Here is a 16155-nt window from a genome sequence, read left to right as displayed (position 1 = left end):
GAATGCGCGCCGTGCGCGATCTTTCCTCGGCCGTTGTCAAATCCGTTGTCAAGGACCTGACGCGAGGGCGCGCCCGATTATCGCCGCGCCCGCCTCATTAGGCGACGGCATGGTGCGCATCTCATCACGGAGCCGGCCCGCCGCGCGACGGAAATCCGGCTCCTCGACCAGACGCCGCACCGTTTCCCGGATGACGCCGGGCTCCGCCTCGTGGGCGGGCAGCGTCAGCGACCCGCCGCCGCCCGCGAGCCGTCTGGCGGTGAGCGGCGTGTCGAACCAGCTCGGCACGACCAGTTGAGGGACGCCGTGGTAAGCGGCGGTGTTGACCGTTCCCCAGCCCCCATGATTGATCACCGCCGCACAGGTTGGCAACAGCACGCCGAGAGGGGCGAACGCGCGCGCCTGCGCGTTGGCGGGCAGCGGCCGCGCGTCGGCGGGGTCGCGCGGGCCCAGCACCACCACCTCCACGTCGAGATCGGCCAGCGCGTCCAGGACGTCCCCGGCCGGCACCGCGAACGTGCCGTGCCGTTCGTGGCTCGAGACCCCCCAGCTCAGGCAGACACGCGGGCGCTCCGGCGGCCGGCGCAGCCAGTCCGGGACGACGGCGCGGCCGTTGTAGGGCACGTAGCGCAGCCGCACCCGCTCCAGCGGGGGATCGACCTCGACCTGCATGGAGGGCGGGATGCAGTCGATCGTGAACTGCCCGCTCGTCAGCTCCTCACGGAACTCCATCCCGTACGCCCTCGCGCGGGCGCCCAGCCACGCGGCGAGCGGGTCCTCGCGCTCGGCCGGGGGCCGCCCGGCGATGAGGCGCAGGGCGTGCGCCCGCATCCGCCCGAAGATGTCGGCGCCCCACGGCATGCGGGCGTGCGCCGCGCCGCAGGCCCGGGCGGCCAGGGCGCCCGCGTAGCTGATGGCGCCCCAGATGACCAGCCGCGGCCGCCAGGCGCGGCAGAAGGCGACCAGGTCGTCCACCATCGGATCGTTGATCAGCCGCCACCACCAGGGCACCACCCTGCGGTAGCCGTCGCGCACGTACTCCCAGCCGACGTCGGCCAGGGGGTCGGCGGCCCTGCCGAACGGCGGCTGCGGGCTGGTGAGCCGGCCGAACAGGTCGTAGGAGCGCATCAGCCGCCAGTGGCTGTGGTCGGCGCCGACCGGGACGGCGTCCAGCCCCGCCGCCGTGACGACGTCCGCCAGGGCGGGCTGGCTCGCCACCCGCACCTCGTGCCCGGCCGTGCGCAGCGCCCAGGCCAGCGGCGTCATGCCGAGGAAGTGCGTCTTCTCCGCGTGGGTCACGATCAGGACGCGCATCAGCGGCCCCGCTGTCCCGCCACGAGCTCTTCCAGGTCGACGGCCAGCTCGTTCGGCGTGCGCATGGCGAGCATCTCCTCGCGCAGGCGCATGGCGTTCTCCTCGAACGACGACTCGGCCAGCAGGCGGGCGAGCGCGTCCCGTACCGCGGAAGGCGTCACCTGGCCGCTGGGGATCGACAGCCCCGCCCCCTGCCCGGCCAGGGCCTTGGCCAGCAGCGGCGCGTCCAGATGGTCGACGGGCAGCACGAGCTGCGGCACGCCGTAGGCGAGGCCGGTGCAGACGGTGCCCGGCCCGCCATGGTTGATCATGGCGGTGGAGGTGGCGGCCAGGGCGTGCAGCGGGACGAAGCCGACCAGGCGCGCGTTGCCGGGCACCCGGCCGAGCTTGGCCTGCTCCGGCTCCGGGATCGTGGCGGTCACCTCGACGTCCAGGTCCTCCAGCGCCTCCAGCAGCTCGGCCACCGGCACCGCGTAGCCCCCCAGCCGTTCGGTGGCCGAGGTGCCGAGGCTCAGGCACACCCGCGGCCGGGCCGGCGGCTCGCGCAGCCAGCCGGGCAGCACCGCGCGGCCGTTGTAGGGGATGTAGCGCAGGGAGAGGCAGCGCTGGTCGAGGGGCGGCCCCAGGCGCAGCGAGGGCGGCAGATGGTCGATGGTGAAGTGGCCGGTCACCATCTCCTCGCGGAACGTCCCGCCGTGGGCGGCGGCGCGTGCGCCGAGCCACTGCATGAGCACGTCCTCGCGCTCGTCGGGCGGCTGCACGCGCATCAGCGTGAGGTAGCGGTGGCGCATCTGGGCGAAGATGTCCAGGCTCCACAGCAGCCGGCCGTGGACGGCGCCGCACGCGTCGGCGGCGATGGCGGCGGCGAACGTGCCCGGCTCCCAGATCACCAGGTCGGGCCGCCACCACCGGCAGAAGTCGGTCAGCTCGCCGATCATGGGCTCGTTGATCACCTTCCACCACCAGGAGACGACCTCGCGGAACCCCCACCGCAGCTGCTCCCACGTGTGCTCCGGCGGCCACCGGTCGCCGATGTCGAGGAAGCCGTCGGCCTCCTCCTGGCCGAGGAGCCTGGCGAGCTGGTGGCGCCGGTAGAGGGAGTGGTCCCTGCCGACCGAGACGGTGGTCAGCCCTGTGCCCGCGAAGAACGCGGCGGACTCGGGCTGCGTGGCGACCCGGACCTCGTGCCCGGCGGTCGATAACGCCCAAGCCATCGGGACCATTCCCAGAAAATGCGTCTTCTCCGAGTAGGTCGCAATGAGAACCCGCACTCCACGCCCTTTCCACGAGACGTACAGGGATGCCAGCATAACTCTGTCCGGATAGGACGCACCCCTTCATCGAACCCCTATCAGCACATTATGGCGTGAGATAGTCGCCTGCTATTAGCCTCACTCGTGACGGCTGCGGAAAGGGGTTGACCGTGCGAATCCTCATTGCCACTTTCGCGGAGCGGACGCATTTCATAGGAATGGTGCCGCTCGCCTGGGCGCTGCGCGCGGCGGGTCATGAGGTACGGGTCGCCAGCCAGCCCGCGCTGACCGGAGTCGTGGCCGAGACCGGGCTGACCGCCGTCCCCGTCGGCAGGGACCACCTGCTCACCGCGATCCTCGGCTCGGCCAGGCGGCTCGGAGCCGCCGGCCCCGCCTTCGACCTGGCGGCCGATCCGGAGGAGCTGGACTGGGACCGGCTCCGCAAGGGTTACGCCGAGACGCTGGTCCCGCTCTGGTGGAAGCCGATCAACGAGCCCATGATCGCCGAGCTGACCGAGTTCTGCCAGTGGTGGCGGCCGGACCTGGTGCTGTGGGAGCCGCTCACCTACGCCGGCGCCCTCGCCGCCGAGGCCTGCGGCGCCCTGCACGCCCGGGTGCCGTTCGCGCTCGACCTCACCGCCCGGCTGCGCGCGCGCTGGCTGCGCCTGGTCGCCGAGGACCCGTCCCGGTCGGCCGAGGACCCGCTGGCCCGCTGGCTCGGCGCGCGGGCGGCGGCCCGCGGCGTGGAGTTCTCCGAGGCCCTGACGCTCGGCCGCTTCACGATCGACGCGATGCCGCCGTCGGTGCGGCCCGGCTCCTACCCGGAGCAGGAGCGCCTGGCGATGCGGTTCGTGGACTACAACGGCCGGGCGGTGCTCCCCGGCTGGCTGCGCCGCGAGCCCGAGCGCCCCCGCGTCTGCCTGACCCTCGGGACCACCGCCTCCGAGCGCACCGGCGGCTACGCGGTGCCGATCCCGCGCCTGCTGGAGGCGCTGGCCGAGGTGGACGTGGAGGTCGTGCTCCCCCTCCCGGAGCCGGAGCGAGCGGCGCTCGGCGCCGTGCCGGGCAACGTGCGCATGACCGGGTTCGTCCCACTGCACGCCCTCGCGCCCACCTGCGCCGCCCTCATCAACCACGGCGGCGCCAGCACGGTCTGCACGGGACTGCTGTACGGGGTGCCGCAGCTGCTCGTCACCGACCACTACTTCGACGAGCCCCTGTGGGGCGAGCGGCTGACCGGGCTGGGCGCCGGGCTGGCCCTGCGCCCGGACGAGGCGACCCCGCAGGCGGTCCGCGACGGGCTCGGCCGGCTGCTCGGCGAGCCGGGCTTCCGGGATGCCGCCGCGCGGATCGGCGCCGAGATGCGGGCCATGCCCGCCCCCACCGAGGTGGCGGCGGAGCTGGCCCGCCGGGTGGCGGAGCACCGGTCCTGACCGCGCCCCCGGCTTACGTGGTCCGGCTTACGTGGTCCGGCTTACGTGGTCCGGCTTACGTGGTCCGGCTTACGTGGTCCGGCTTACGTGGTCCGGCTTACGCGTCGTCCGGCTTACGTGTCCGCCTGGGCGAGGCTCTCCCCGGTGTTCTCCTTGGCCCGGATGAAGCCGGCCACCATGTCCGCGAGCTCCTCGAAGGTCTCACCGGTGAACGACGGCATCTCCTCCAGCAGCTGCACGTCGTAGATCTCCTCCAGCGAGAGGATGAGCTGGACGACGGAGAACGAGTCGAGGTCCCGCATCCCGGACGGCTCCGGCAGCTCGGCCTCGGGCTCGCTCGCCGTGAACATCATGATGGTCATCGCCTGGACCTTGATCTGGGTCACCAGCTCGTCTCGGTCGACATCGGGCGCCACGACGGTCTCCTCTCCAGGAATTCACTGATCGAACGGACCGCGCCGGAGCCGGGTGAGCAGCTTGGTGCCGAATTTCTCCCACGGCGCCCGGTGGATGCTGAAGACCTTAAACTCGCACGGCAATTCCTGTCGATCAGGCGGAGCGGCCTCCTCGCTGATTATCGCGGGCAGGCTGAAGTTCTTCGCCCGGGCCGCCGCGACGGGAAATCTGACCAGCCGCGCGGGCCACGAGGCGAACGCGTGGTCCAGCAGCAGCATGGTCGTTTCCAGGCCCATTCCGTGCGGTGTCGCCCCGGCGTCCAGCAGCAGATTCGCCTGAATGGCGGCCGCCGGGTCCGCCCCGCTCAGGCACGCCAGGCCGACGTCGGCGCCGATATCCGGGCGGCGCACCGTGAATCGCGTGAGAATATCGCCGGCCGCGGCCGGCAACGTTCCCAGGAAAACCGCCACGTCGTCGCCGTCCGCCGCGACGCGGGACGCGGCCACGCGTATCCCGGCCGCGTCCGGGGCCGGGCGCATCTCGGTGAGTTCGATTCTTCGGCTGGAAACAGGTGAGGTCGGCATGTCCACTCCCGGAAACGACGTCCTGCGATACTCCGACTCATCAGAGCAGAAGGCCGCGCGCCCGTACAGCCGCCGCCGTCAGGACGAACATCGAGCCCGGCCGAGCCGCGACGACGCCCCGGTCCGCTGTCTCGCCAGCGAGACAGGAACGGCATGAAGAGCGCCGCGCGGAAGCGCTGCGTATCATTTCCGGGCATCGGCTGAAGCGATATCCCAGGGAGACGTCGTTGGCTTTGGCGGGGCGTACGGAAGAGTTGACGCGGCTGCACGAGTTACTCGACGAGGCCGTCCGCGGAGCGGGCAACGCGGTCACGATCAGGGGCATCGTCGGATGCGGGAAGACGGCGCTCCTGCACGAGTTCGCCGCCCGCGCCGCCGCCCGCGGGATCGCGGTGCTGACCGCCTCCGCGTCACCCGCGGAGCAGGCCCTGCCGCTGGGCGTGCTGGGCCAGCTCTTCACCGGCGTCTCCGGGATCTCGGTGACTTCCGGGGGGTCCGGGGACGACGATCCGGCCGCGCCCGTGCGGCGGCTGCTCGACCGCGCCATGGCCGCCGTGCGCTCCGAGACCCCCGGCGACGCCGTCGAGCAGGCCCGGATCATGCGCGAGCTCTGGCTCACCCTCTACGCGAGATCGCAGGACCGGCCGCTGCTGATCGGCGTCGACGACGCGCAGCACGCCGACGAGGCCTCCCTGCGCTACCTGCTGTACTTCGTGCGCCGGCTGAGCGGCGCCCGCATCCAGCTCGTGTTCACCGAGTGGGACCACCCCCGCCGCATCCACCCCGTGACCGACCTCGACCTGCTGCGCCAGCACCACTGCCACCGGCTGCGCCTGGCCCCGCTCACCGGCGACCTGGTGGCCGCGGTCGCCGCGGCGCAGCTGCCCCTCCCGGACGCCGAGCGGCTCACTCCCGTGCTGCACGAGCTGAGCGGCGGCAACCCGCTCCTGGTGACGGCCCTGATCGAGGACGCCAGGCGCGGGCAGACCCCGCCGGGCGAGGCGTACCGGATGGCGGTCCTCACCTGCCTGCACCGGGGCGAGCCGGCCGGGCTGCGGGTCGCGCGCGCGGTCGCGGCTCTCGACGTCCCCGGCGGCGCGACCGGCGGCGCGTCCGGCGGTGGGCCCGGCGGTGGGCCCGGGCCCGCGTCCGAGATCCAGGAACTCGTCCACCAGCTCGCCGGCGTCGACCCCGCCTCGGCCGACCACTGTCTCGACGTGCTCAACGCCACCGGCGTGCTGCGGGCCGGCCGGTTCCGCCATCCGGCGGCACGTCAGGCCGTGCTCGCCGACCTGGACCCGGAGGACCGCGCCCGGCTGCGGGCCGAGGCCGCCGCGTCGTTGTACGCGCGCGGCGCGGCCAAGGCCGTCGTCGCCGAGCACCTGGTAGCGGCCGGCACGACGGGCGGCCGGTGGGGCGTCGACGTCCTGGTCGAGGCCGCCGAGCAGGCGCTGCTCGGCGACGACCCCGGCCCGGCGCTCGACTGCCTGCGGCTGGCCGCCCGCGAGTGCGCCGACGGCCGCCGCCGCGCCGACATCACCATGAGCCTGGTGCACGCCGAGTGGCGCACCAACCCGGGCGCCGTCGAACGGCACACGCCGGCCCTGATCACCGCCCTGCACCGCGGCCACCTGCGCCCCGCCGACGCGCACACCGTCATCAGGCAGCTCTTCTGGCAGGGGCACTACGACCACGCGCTGAGCGTGCTGCCCTGGCTGGGCGTGGACGCAGGCGGCGACTCGGCGGAGCAGGTCGAGCGGCGGATCACCGACCACTGGCTCGCCTGCTTCTTCCCGCCGTTCGCCACCGGCAGGGACGCGCACGGCCCGCTCCCCGTCGCGCAGGGCCCGGGCAAGGCGCGGGCGGTGGCCGCCATGTTCGCGGTGCTGACCCGCAGGCCCGGCAAGGAGGCGGCGCACGCCGCCGAGCAGTACCTGCAGAGCACCCGGCTCGGCGACGACTCCCTGCAGGCGATCCAGTCGGCGCTGGTGGCGCTCCTGTACGCCGACACCGCGCGGGCCGCCTTCTGGTGCGACAGCGCGATCGAGGAGGCCGGAGAGCGTCGCGCCCCTTCCTGGCGGGCGGTCCTCCAGGCCGTGCGCTCGGAGATCGCCATCCGGCAGGGCGACCTGCCCGCCGCGCTGCGCAGCGCCACCGCGGCCCTTGCCGGGATGCCGCGGCAGAGCTGGGGCGTGACCGTCGGCACGCCGCTGTCCGGCCTGGTGCTCGCCGCCACCCGGATGGGCGCGCACGACACCGCCGCGGCCGAGGTGCGCAGGCCCCTGCCCGACAGCATCTTCCAGTCCCGTTTCGGCCTGCAGGTGCTGGACGCGCGCGGACACCACTTCCTGGCCACCGGCCGCGAGCGCGCCGCGCTGCGGGATTTCCTGCGCTGCGGCGAGCTGGCCACCCGGTGGGGCGTGGATCTGCCGACCTATCCCCAGTGGCGGCTCGGCGCCGCCGCCGCCGCGCGGGCGCTCGGCGACCAGCGGCGGGCCTGGGAGCTGGTCAGGGCGCAGCTCGCCGGCCCGGCCGCCGACGAGGTGTGGGCGCGCGGCGCGACCTTGCGGGCGCAGGCCGCGCTGAGCAGGCCGCAGCACCGGCCGGCGCTGCTGCGCGAGTCCGTCGCCCTGCTGCAGGACACCGGCGACCGGTACGAGCTGGCGCTGGCGCTGGCCGACCTGAGCGAGACGCACCGCGCGCTGGGCGAGCCGTCACGGGCGCAGATGTTCCGCGACGGGGCCCTGTCCCTGGCCGAGGCGTGCGGCGCGGCCCCGCTGGTGGCCCGCCTGGAGCCGGGCCGGGCCGGCAGCCGGGCCGGCAGCCGGGCCAGCAGCCGGGCCAGCAGCCGGGACGGTGCGGCGGCCGCCCGCGGGCGCGCCGGCGCCGACGGCGCGCGGGCCGGGCTGAGCGACGCCGAGTACCGGGTGGCCTCGCTCGCCGCCGTCGGCTACATGAACAGGGAGATCGCCGACGAGCTGCGCATCACGGTGAGCACGGTCGAGCAGCACCTCACCCGCGCGTACCGGAAACTCCAGGTGCCGGGGCGGGCGGGGCTGGCCGGGCGGCTTCCCTCCGCCACGTACCGCCGCCACACCGCCGCCTGCGCGCGGCCCGCCCCCCGGGCGTAGCCGGGGCGGTACGGGGTCAGCCGGCGTGGCCCTGCCGGAGCCGCTCCTTCTTCAGGCCCTCCCACCAGCTCCGGTTCTCGGTGTACCAGCGCACCGTGTCCGCCAGGCCCTCCGAGAAGGGGATCTCCGGCCGGTACCCCAGCTCGGCGGCGATCTTGGAGTGGTCCACCGAGTACCGCCGGTCGTGCCCCTTGCGGTCCTCGACGTGCTCCACCATCGACCAGTCGGCCCCCAGCAGCCGCAGGAGCCGGTCGGTGACCTCGCGGTTGGTCAGCTCGGTGCCGCTGCCGATGTTGTACACCTCGCCCGGCCGGCCCTTGGCGGCCGCCAGCGCGACGCCGAGGCAGTGGTCGTCGACGTGCACCCACTCCCGCACGCACATCCCGTCCCCGTACAGCGGCACCTTCTCCCCGCTGAGCAGGTTCGTCACGAACAGCGGGATGAGCTTCTCGGGGAACTGGAACGGCCCGTAGTTGTTGGAGCAGCGCGTGGTCACGACGGGAAGGCCGTGCGTGCGGTGGTAGCCGCGCGCCAGGACGTCGCCGGCCGCCTTGGACGCGGCGTACGGCGAGTTCGGCAGCAGCGGCGAGTCCTCGTCCCACGATCCGGCGCCGATGCTCCCGTACACCTCGTCGGTCGAGACCAGCACGACCTTCTCCGTGCCGCACCTCAGAGCCGCCTCCAGCAGCGCGTGGGTGCCCAGCACGTTGGTCCGCACGAAGTCGGCGCAGTTGGCGATCGAGCGGTCCACGTGGGTCTCGGCGGCGCAGTGCACCACGAGCGAGACGTCGGACATGAGGTCGAGCAGCAGCCCCATGTCGCACACGTCGCCGTACACGAACGTCACCCGGGACTCCCGGCCCTCGGCCGCCGCGGCCAGGCTCTCCCTGGTGCCCGCGTACGTCAGCTTGTCGAGGACCACGAAGTGCGGATCGTCCAGCCATGGATATGCGCCGGCTAAAGTCCGGCGGACGAAATTCGAACCGATGAATCCGGCGGCACCGGTCACCAGAATACGCATGAAAGCTCACCTTGTGATTACCGTGGCCTGCTCTGGGACAGCAGGATAAGATGATTTGACGGAAGACCGGCAACCCCTATACAACGGCGTTCCCGGTTCGCTCCCGCGGCGGCCGGCCGAGAAAGGGTGGTGGCGCCGAAAGATGTATATCCGCGAGCTGGCGGAAACGTACGACGACATTTATCAGGCGCGCGGCCGGGATTACGCGGCCGAGGCCGCGCGGGTGGCCGAGGTGATCCGCGAGCGCAACCCCGGCGCCGCCACTCTGCTCGACGCCCCCTGCGGGACCGGCGCGCATCTGCGGCACTTCGCCGAGAGGTTCGCGCACGTCGAGGGCGTGGAGCTGTCCCCGGACATGCGCAGGGTCGCCGCGCGCCGGCTGCCGGGAGTGACGATCAGCGCGGGCGACCTGCGCGGCTTCTCGCTGGGCCGCGCGTTCGACGCCGTCACCTGCCTGTTCGCCATCTCCCACATGGCCTGCCAGAGCGAGCTGGAGGCCGCGATCGGCTGCCTGGCCGGGCATCTGGCGCCGGGCGGCGTCCTGGTGGTGGAGCCCTGGTGGCAGCCTGACGGCTACGCCGCCGGGCACGTGGCCGGCGACCTGGTCGACGGGCCGCGCACGGTGGCCCGGGTGTCCCACTCCGTCCGCGAGGGCCGCCGGGTGCACACCGAGGTGCACTGCCTCGTGGCCGATTCCGAGACAGGGGTCAGGCACGCCAGTGAGACGTTCTCGCTGACGTTGTTCAGCGACGCCGAGTACACCGCGGCTTTCGCGGCGGCGGGACTCGGCTGCGAGCGCGTGACGGGCGCCGGCGGAAACAGCCGGCTGCTCGTCGGATCGCCCGGCTGAGAACGCCGGAAACGCCCGCGCCCGGCGCGGGACCCGTCATCGGCCGGGCCGGTGATTTTCGCCCTGATTTCCCGGCGGTCGCGCCCCCGGCCGCCCGCGCGACAGGAAAAGGAGTCATCGTCATGTCGCATCCCGGAGTCTGCCGGATGTGCGCGGGAAGCGTGCGCGAGTTCTTCGATTTCGGCCGTCAGCCGCTGTCCGACGCGTTCCGCGAGCCGGACGATCCGCGTGCGGAGTTCTTCTACCGGCTCGCCGTCGGCAGGTGCGAGACGTGCACGATGGTGCAGCTCCTGGAGGAGGTCCCGCGCGAGCGCATGTTCCACCAGGACTACCCGTACCTGTCGTCCGGCTCGACGGTCATGCGGGCGCACTTCGAGGGCGTCGCGGAGCGTTTCCTGTCGACCGAGCTGACCGGCCCCGACCCGTTCATCGTCGAGGTCGGCTGCAACGACGGCGTCATGCTGGAGTCCATCGCCAAGGCGGGAGTGCGCCACCTCGGCGTCGAGCCGTCCGGCGGCACCGCCGACCTGGCCGCCGCCAAGGGCGTCCAGGTGCGCAAGGTGTTCTTCGAGGAGGCCACGGCCCTCGACATCCTGCGCGACCATGGCCGCGCGGACGTGATCTACATGGCCAACACGTTCTGCCACATCCCGTACGTCGAGTCGGTGTTCCGCGGCGTGTCCGCGCTGCTCACCGACGGCGGCGTGTTCGTGTTCGAGGACCCGTACCTCGGCGACATCGTCGAGCGGGTCTCCTTCGACCAGATCTACGACGAGCACTTCTACTACTTCACCGCCCTGTCGGTGCGGCGGATGGCGCACCGTTTCGGGTTCGAGCTGGTCGACGTGGAGCCGCTGCCCACGCACGGCGGCGAGATCCGCTACACGCTCACCCGCGCGGGCGCCAGGACCCCCTCGCCCGCCGTGGACCGGCTGCTCGAACGCGAACGCGAGACGGGACTCGCCGAGCCGGAGACGCTGCTGCGCCTCGCCGCCGGGGTGGAGCGGATCCGCGACGAGCTGACCGGCCTGCTGCGCGGGCTCCGCGAGCAGGGCAAGCGGGTGGTCGGGTACGGCGCCACCGCCAAGAGCGCCACGGTGACCAACTACTGCGGGATCGGCCCGGACCTGGTCGAGTTCGTCTGCGACACCTCGCCCACCAAGCAGGGCAGGCTCACGCCCGGCGCCCACCTGCCGGTGCGGCCGCCGGAGGCGTTCGCCGCCCCGTACCCCGACTACGCCCTGCTGTTCGCCTGGAACCACGCCGACGAGATCATGGCCAAGGAGCGGGCGTTCCGCGAGGCCGGCGGCAAGTGGATCCTGTACGTCCCCGAGGTGCGCGTTCTCTGAGGGAGTCCCGGATGAGGGTCCTGATCGTCACGCACGCCGAGCGCAGTCACTTCCTCGGCATGGTCCCCCTGGCGTGGGCGCTGGTCACGGCCGGCCACGACGTCAGGGTCGCCAGCCAGCCCGAGCTGGCCCCGGTGATCGCCGCGGCCGGCCTGCCCGCCGTGCCGGTCGGCAGGGAGCACAGCTTCTGGCGGGTGCTGAACACCTTCTCCGCCTTCGACCCGCTGGCCGACCGGCTGCCCCTGTTCGGCCGGGCCGACCGGCCGGACGAGGAGTTCGGCTGGGAGGAGCTGAAGGACGGCTACCGGCGGGTGGTGCCCTGGTGGTGGCGGGTGCTCAACGACCCCATGGTCGCCGACCTCACCGCCTTCTGCCTGCACTGGCGGCCCGACCTGGTCATCTGGGACCCGACCACGTACGCGGCCCCGATCGCGGCGCGCGCGGCCGGCGCCGCGCACGCCCGCCACATGTGGGGAGTGGACGTGCTGGCCCGGGTACGGGCCGTCTTCCTGCGCCGCCGGGACGAGGCGGGGGGCGGCCCCGCCGACGACGCGCTGGCGGGCTGGCTGTCCCGGCGGGCCGCCGCGCACGGCGTGGAGTTCACCGAGGAGCTGGTGACCGGCCAGTTCACCATCGACTACGTGCCCCCGTCGCTGCGGCTGCCCGGCGGCCCGCCGCTGACGCGGGTGCCGATGCGGTACGTGCCCCACAACGGCAGGAGCGTGCTGCCCGCCTGGCTGCGGGAGCCGCCGGAGCGGCCCCGGGTGTGCCTGTGCCTGGGGCTGTCGGCGGCCGAGCGGTCCGGCGGCTACGCGGTGTCCATGGCCGAGGTGGTGGAGGCGGTCTCCGCGCTGGACGTGGAGGTCGTCGCCCTGGTGTCCCCGGCGGCGGGGGAGCGGCTCGTGACCGTGCCGGGCAACGTGCGGGTGGTGCCGTTCGCGCCGCTGCACCAGCTGCTGCCGACGTGCGCCGCGGTGGTGGACCACGGCGGGTCGGCCACGGTGCTCAACACGCTGGCGCACGCGGTGCCGCAGCTCGTCGTGGCCAGGCCGACGTTCTGCGAGCCGGTGATCGGGCGCCGGGTGACGGCCGCCGGCGCGGGGCTCGACCTGCCCAGCGAGGAGGCCACCGGCGAACTGGTGCGCGACGCCGTCCGCCGCCTGCTGGCCGAGCCGGGCTTCGCCGGGGCGAGCGCGCGGGTGCGGGCCGAGATGGTGGCCATGCCGAGCCCGAACGCGGTCGTGGCGGAGCTGGAGGAGCAGGTGGAGCGCCACCGCGCCGTCAGCGCGTGAGCAGGCTCTCCACGGCGTCGGCGGCGGCCGGTGAGCCGCCGCAGCCGCGGGTCTCCGCGCCGCGCCTGCGCAGCTCGTCCCGGATGCCCGCGTCGGCCATGACCGCCCGCGCGGTCTCCCGCAGCCGCGCCGGCGTCACCTCCGCGGGCGCCAGCTTGACCCCCAGCCCCAGCTCGGCGATCCGGTCCGAGTTCGCCTCCTGCTCGGCCATCTGCGGCAGCGCGATCGAGGGCACCTCGTGCCGCAGCGCCTCCAGCGTGGTGCCCATGCCGCCGTGCGAGACGAGCAGGTCGGCGTGCGCGAGCACGTCGCCCAGCCGGGGCAGGAAGGTGTGCACCTCGACGTTGCGCGGCGTGGGCACGGGCACCGCCCCCGGCTTCGCGCCGGCCACCACCACGTGCCAGGAGGGGTCGTCCAGCGCCTCCAGGCAGGTGCGGAACACCGACTCGCTCTGATAGATGGTGCCCAGCGTGAGCAGGACGACCTTGGACGCCGAGGCGGGCCGGACCCACCCGCCCTCCCGCGCGTGGTTGTCGTAGCAGGGCCCGACGAAGTGGTAGCTGTCGTCGAACGTGTCCCCGGCGTAGTGGAAGAACTTCGGGATCATGACGAGCCGCATCCGCGCGCACGACCCGTAGGTGAAGTCACGCAGATCCACCTCGATCCCCTGCTGTTTGAGCCAGGACGCCAGCCGCGCGATGCTGAGCAGGAAGCGGGGGTTGACCGGGCTGAACCGGGTGTACTTCTGGTTCATCGCCCACTTGTCGTTGCTGGCGAACACCGGCCACAGCTCCACGATCGGCACGTCCCACCTCAGGCCGAGCGCCCGCCCCCACCACGCCATGGCGCCGTCGACCAGCACCAGGTCGGGCTCGTCGCCGGCGAACCGGTCCAGGAGGACCGGGTAGACGGCCTTCGTCTCGGTCACGAGCAGCGAGAGCATGGTGACGAACTGCCTGCCGCGCAGGTTCGGCAGCTTCTTCGGGCCGGAGACCTGCCACGTCGACAGGTACTCGACGTAGTCGGCGCCGGTCTCCTTGATCTGCTCCGCGTACGTGGTCGTGCCGGGGTAGCTCACCCGGTGACCGCGGCGCACGAGTTCCTTGACGACACCGTGACAGGGATTGACGTGGCCGGCGGCGGGCGGGTTGAACACTGCGATGTGCGCCATGGGGAGCCTTCCCTGTCAGGGGTTCATGTTGTCCGGCAGGTCCAGCCACCACGGATGCCGCCTGGCCCACTCCACCGTGGCGCGCAGGCCGTCACGCAGGCCGGTCGTGGCCCGCCAGCCCAGGATCGCGTGGATCTTCGAGGTGTCCGGGATGCGCTTCTGCAGGTCCTGGTAGCTGTTGCCGTATCGGGTGTTGGTGTCCAGCTGCTCGGTCGGCTCCCGCAGGCCGGCCAGGTCCGCGATGTGCTCGACGACCTGCCCGATGGTCACCTCCTGGGTGGCGCCGACGTTGAACGCCTCGCCGTCGGACTTCTCGCTCGCCCCGATCGCGGCCGTCGCCTCGACCGCGTCGTCGATGAAGGTGAAACTGCGCGTCTGGTGCCCGCCGTCGTAGACGACGGGCGGGATGCCACGCAGCGCCCGGTGGATGCTCCGGCTGACCAGGAAGGCGGGCCGCTGCCACGGCCCGTACAGGTTGAAGTAGCGGATGATCGAGGCGCGCAGCCCGCGCTGGTGGACGTAGCCGAACGTGACGTGCTCGGCGAGCGCCTTGCTCGTGGAGTAGCACCACCGATTGGTCGCCGTGCTGCCGGCCACGCGGTCGTCGTCCTCCGCCCACGGCACGGCCGGGTTCTTGCCGAACACCTCGCTGCTGCTGGCGAAGACCACCTTCGCGCCGGCCCGCTCGGACGCCTGGAGGAGGTTGACGGTGCCGTGGAAGTTGATGTCGATCACGTCCAGCGGCCGGTGCAGGTAGTACTGGACGCCGACCAGGGCGGCCAGATGGTAGACCACGTCCACGTCCGGCGTGATCGCGCGCGCCAGGGCGGACTCGTCCCGGATGTCCCCCGTGACGTGCCTCACCCCCTCCGGCAGGCACCGCCGCCCGGCGCTCACGCGCCCGGTGTCGAAGACGGTCACCTCGTCGCCCCTGCCGAGGAGACACCGCACGAGGTGTCCGCCGACGAAGCCTGATCCACCTGTTACGACGACACGGGCCATGCTCTACCGTCCTATTCCGCGGTACAGGAATCCCAGCTCCTGAAGCCTGGTGATGGTGCTCCTGGGCAGGTAGGCCCGCCCGTCCACGATCAGGCACGAACGCGCGACGCGCTCGCGCAGCAGGCCGAGGTCGATCGCCGAGAACTCGTCGTGCCAGGCCAGCAGCGCCAGGCAGTCGGCGTCGCCGATCGCGTCGTCCAGCGACGGCGCCGGCGGCGTCCCGAACACCGCGGCCACCTCGCCGTCGTCCGCCAGCGGGTCGAACAGCGTCACCTCGGCCCCGGCCGCGCGCAGCGCCCGCACCACCGGCAGCACCGGGGTCGCCCGCAGGTCCCCGGTGTTGTTCTTGAACGCGACGCCCAGCACCGCGACCTTGAACCGGTCCCGGCCGGGGGAGCGCCTGGCCAGCTCGTCCAGGATCAGCCCGGCGGTGTAGGCCGGCATGGCGTCGTTGACCTCGCGTGCGGTCGGGACGGTGCGCAGCTCGACGCCGTTCGCGCGGGCCGCCCTGGCGATCATCCACGGGTCCTTGGTGAGGCACGAGCCGCCCACGCCGACGCTCGGGAGCAGGATGTTGACGTTGCCGCTGCCCTTCGGGATCGAGTTGGCCGCCGCGATCACCTCCAGCACGTCGACGTCGATCGTCGCGCAGTAGCGGGCCAGCTCGTTGGCCAGCGCGATGTTGTGGTCCAGCCACCAGTTGTCGGCCAGTTTGACCGTCTCGGCGGCCTCCAGGCTGGAGCAGCGGATCACCTCCACGCCGAGACTGCCGCGCCAGAAGCGCTCGGCGGCGGCGGCGTCCGCCGGCCCCAGCCCGCCCACCACCACGGGGAGGGTCTGCAGCTCCGCGAGCGCCGAGCCCTCGGACAGCCTCTCCGGGCAGAACGCGACCGCCACGTCCTCGCCGCAGACCAGGCCACCCTGCTCCAGCAGCGGGATCACCAGGTCACGGGTGGTGCCGGGCGGCACGGTGCTCTTGAACACCAGCAGCTGCCCCGGCCGGACGCGCCGGCCCAGCTCCTCGCACGCGGCGCGGAGCTGCGTCTCGGCGAACGCGCCCGTCTCGTCGATGGGGGTGCCCACGGTGACGATGACGGTGCCGGCCGAGCCGACGGCGTCGTAGCCGGTGGTCACCGTCAGCCTGCCGGAGGCGATGCCCTTGGCCATCAGCTCCGGCAGCCCGGGCTCGCGGATGCGGCAGTGACCGTCGTTGAAGTCCCGGATCAGGCCGGGGTCGGTGTCGACGCCGACGACCTCCGCGCCGGCGAGCCACAGGGACGCCGCGATGCAGGAGCCGACGTACCCCAGGCCGACGACGCACACCCGGGTATCCAGCCGGTCGGACGGAGAAGACATACG

The 16155-nt window shown here is 73.0% G+C and carries 13 protein-coding genes; 5 read left to right on the top strand and 8 right to left on the bottom strand.

From position 1 onward, the window contains the following. Nucleotides 1-48 precede the first annotated feature (48 nt). Nucleotides 49-1314, bottom strand: coding sequence for an activator-dependent family glycosyltransferase (locus tag ACQEUU_RS22550; protein WP_433068862.1), 1266 nt, complete (start codon nt 1312-1314; stop codon nt 49-51). After that, nucleotides 1314-2624 (bottom strand): activator-dependent family glycosyltransferase, encoded by a 1311-nt coding sequence (locus ACQEUU_RS22545; RefSeq protein WP_433068859.1) that lies wholly within the window; start codon nt 2622-2624, stop codon nt 1314-1316. Before ACQEUU_RS22545 ends, ACQEUU_RS22550 begins: the two co-directional genes overlap by 1 nt. 113 nt (nt 2625-2737) lie before the next feature. Here ACQEUU_RS22545 and ACQEUU_RS22540 point away from each other — a divergent pair, with 113 nt between their 5' ends. Then, nucleotides 2738-4000 carry an activator-dependent family glycosyltransferase gene (locus ACQEUU_RS22540; RefSeq protein WP_433068856.1) on the top strand — a complete coding sequence of 421 codons (1263 nt, stop codon included), beginning with the start codon at nt 2738-2740 and terminating at the stop codon, nt 3998-4000. 113 nt (nt 4001-4113) lie between these two features. Here ACQEUU_RS22540 and ACQEUU_RS22535 read toward each other — a convergent pair whose 3' ends face one another. Next, nucleotides 4114-4416, bottom strand: a complete 303-nt coding sequence (locus ACQEUU_RS22535; RefSeq protein ID WP_433068854.1) for a hypothetical protein — start codon at nt 4414-4416, stop codon at nt 4114-4116. Nucleotides 4417-4437: 21 nt separating this feature from the next. Beyond that, complete coding sequence (locus ACQEUU_RS22530; RefSeq protein WP_433068851.1) at nt 4438-4980, bottom strand: hypothetical protein; 543 nt, start codon at nt 4978-4980, stop codon at nt 4438-4440. A gap of 227 nt (nt 4981-5207) precedes the next feature. Here ACQEUU_RS22530 and ACQEUU_RS22525 point away from each other — a divergent pair, with 227 nt between their 5' ends. Further along, complete coding sequence (locus ACQEUU_RS22525) at nt 5208-8111, top strand: AAA family ATPase (protein WP_433068849.1); 2904 nt, start codon at nt 5208-5210, stop codon at nt 8109-8111. Nucleotides 8112-8127: 16 nt separating this feature from the next. Here the strand turns inward: ACQEUU_RS22525 and rfbB are convergent, their stop codons facing one another. After that, nucleotides 8128-9132, bottom strand: a complete 1005-nt coding sequence (gene rfbB, locus ACQEUU_RS22520) for a dTDP-glucose 4,6-dehydratase (RefSeq protein WP_433068846.1) — start codon at nt 9130-9132, stop codon at nt 8128-8130. Between the two features lie 142 nt (nt 9133-9274). On the opposite strand from rfbB, the gene ACQEUU_RS22515 reads away from it, so the two are divergent. The 3 genes from ACQEUU_RS22515 (at nt 9275) to ACQEUU_RS22505 (ending at nt 12623) form a co-directional block, all read left to right on the top strand. Then, nucleotides 9275-9982 (top strand): class I SAM-dependent methyltransferase, encoded by a 708-nt coding sequence (locus ACQEUU_RS22515; RefSeq protein WP_433068844.1) that lies wholly within the window; start codon nt 9275-9277, stop codon nt 9980-9982. A gap of 122 nt (nt 9983-10104) precedes the next feature. After that, nucleotides 10105-11331, top strand: a complete 1227-nt coding sequence (locus ACQEUU_RS22510; protein WP_433068842.1) for a methyltransferase domain-containing protein — start codon at nt 10105-10107, stop codon at nt 11329-11331. Between the two features lie 11 nt (nt 11332-11342). Then, complete coding sequence (locus ACQEUU_RS22505) at nt 11343-12623, top strand: activator-dependent family glycosyltransferase (RefSeq protein ID WP_433068839.1); 1281 nt, start codon at nt 11343-11345, stop codon at nt 12621-12623. Here ACQEUU_RS22505 and ACQEUU_RS22500 read toward each other — a convergent pair. The 3 genes from ACQEUU_RS22500 to ACQEUU_RS22490 are packed head-to-tail and all read right to left on the bottom strand — an operon-like array spanning nt 12613 to nt 16152. Next, nucleotides 12613-13794 (bottom strand): macrolide family glycosyltransferase, encoded by a 1182-nt coding sequence (locus ACQEUU_RS22500; protein ID WP_433068836.1) that lies wholly within the window; start codon nt 13792-13794, stop codon nt 12613-12615. The genes ACQEUU_RS22505 and ACQEUU_RS22500 overlap by 11 nt on opposite strands. 15 nt (nt 13795-13809) lie before the next feature. After that, on the bottom strand, nt 13810-14796 hold the full coding sequence (locus tag ACQEUU_RS22495; RefSeq protein ID WP_433068834.1) for an NAD-dependent epimerase/dehydratase family protein: 987 nt from the start codon (nt 14794-14796) through the stop codon (nt 13810-13812). A 3-nt stretch (nt 14797-14799) separates the two neighbouring features. Further along, entirely contained in the window at nt 14800-16152 is a 1353-nt protein-coding gene (locus ACQEUU_RS22490; protein WP_433068831.1) for a nucleotide sugar dehydrogenase, read from the bottom strand. Nucleotides 16153-16155 lie beyond the last annotated feature (3 nt).

The sequence above is a fragment of the Nonomuraea sp. CA-218870 genome (assembly GCF_050936535.1).
Taxonomy (GTDB): Bacteria; Actinomycetota; Actinomycetes; order Streptosporangiales; family Streptosporangiaceae; genus Nonomuraea; species Nonomuraea corallina.
The sequence above is the reverse complement of the archived record's forward strand: the minus strand, read 5'-3'. Positions and strand labels throughout refer to the sequence as shown.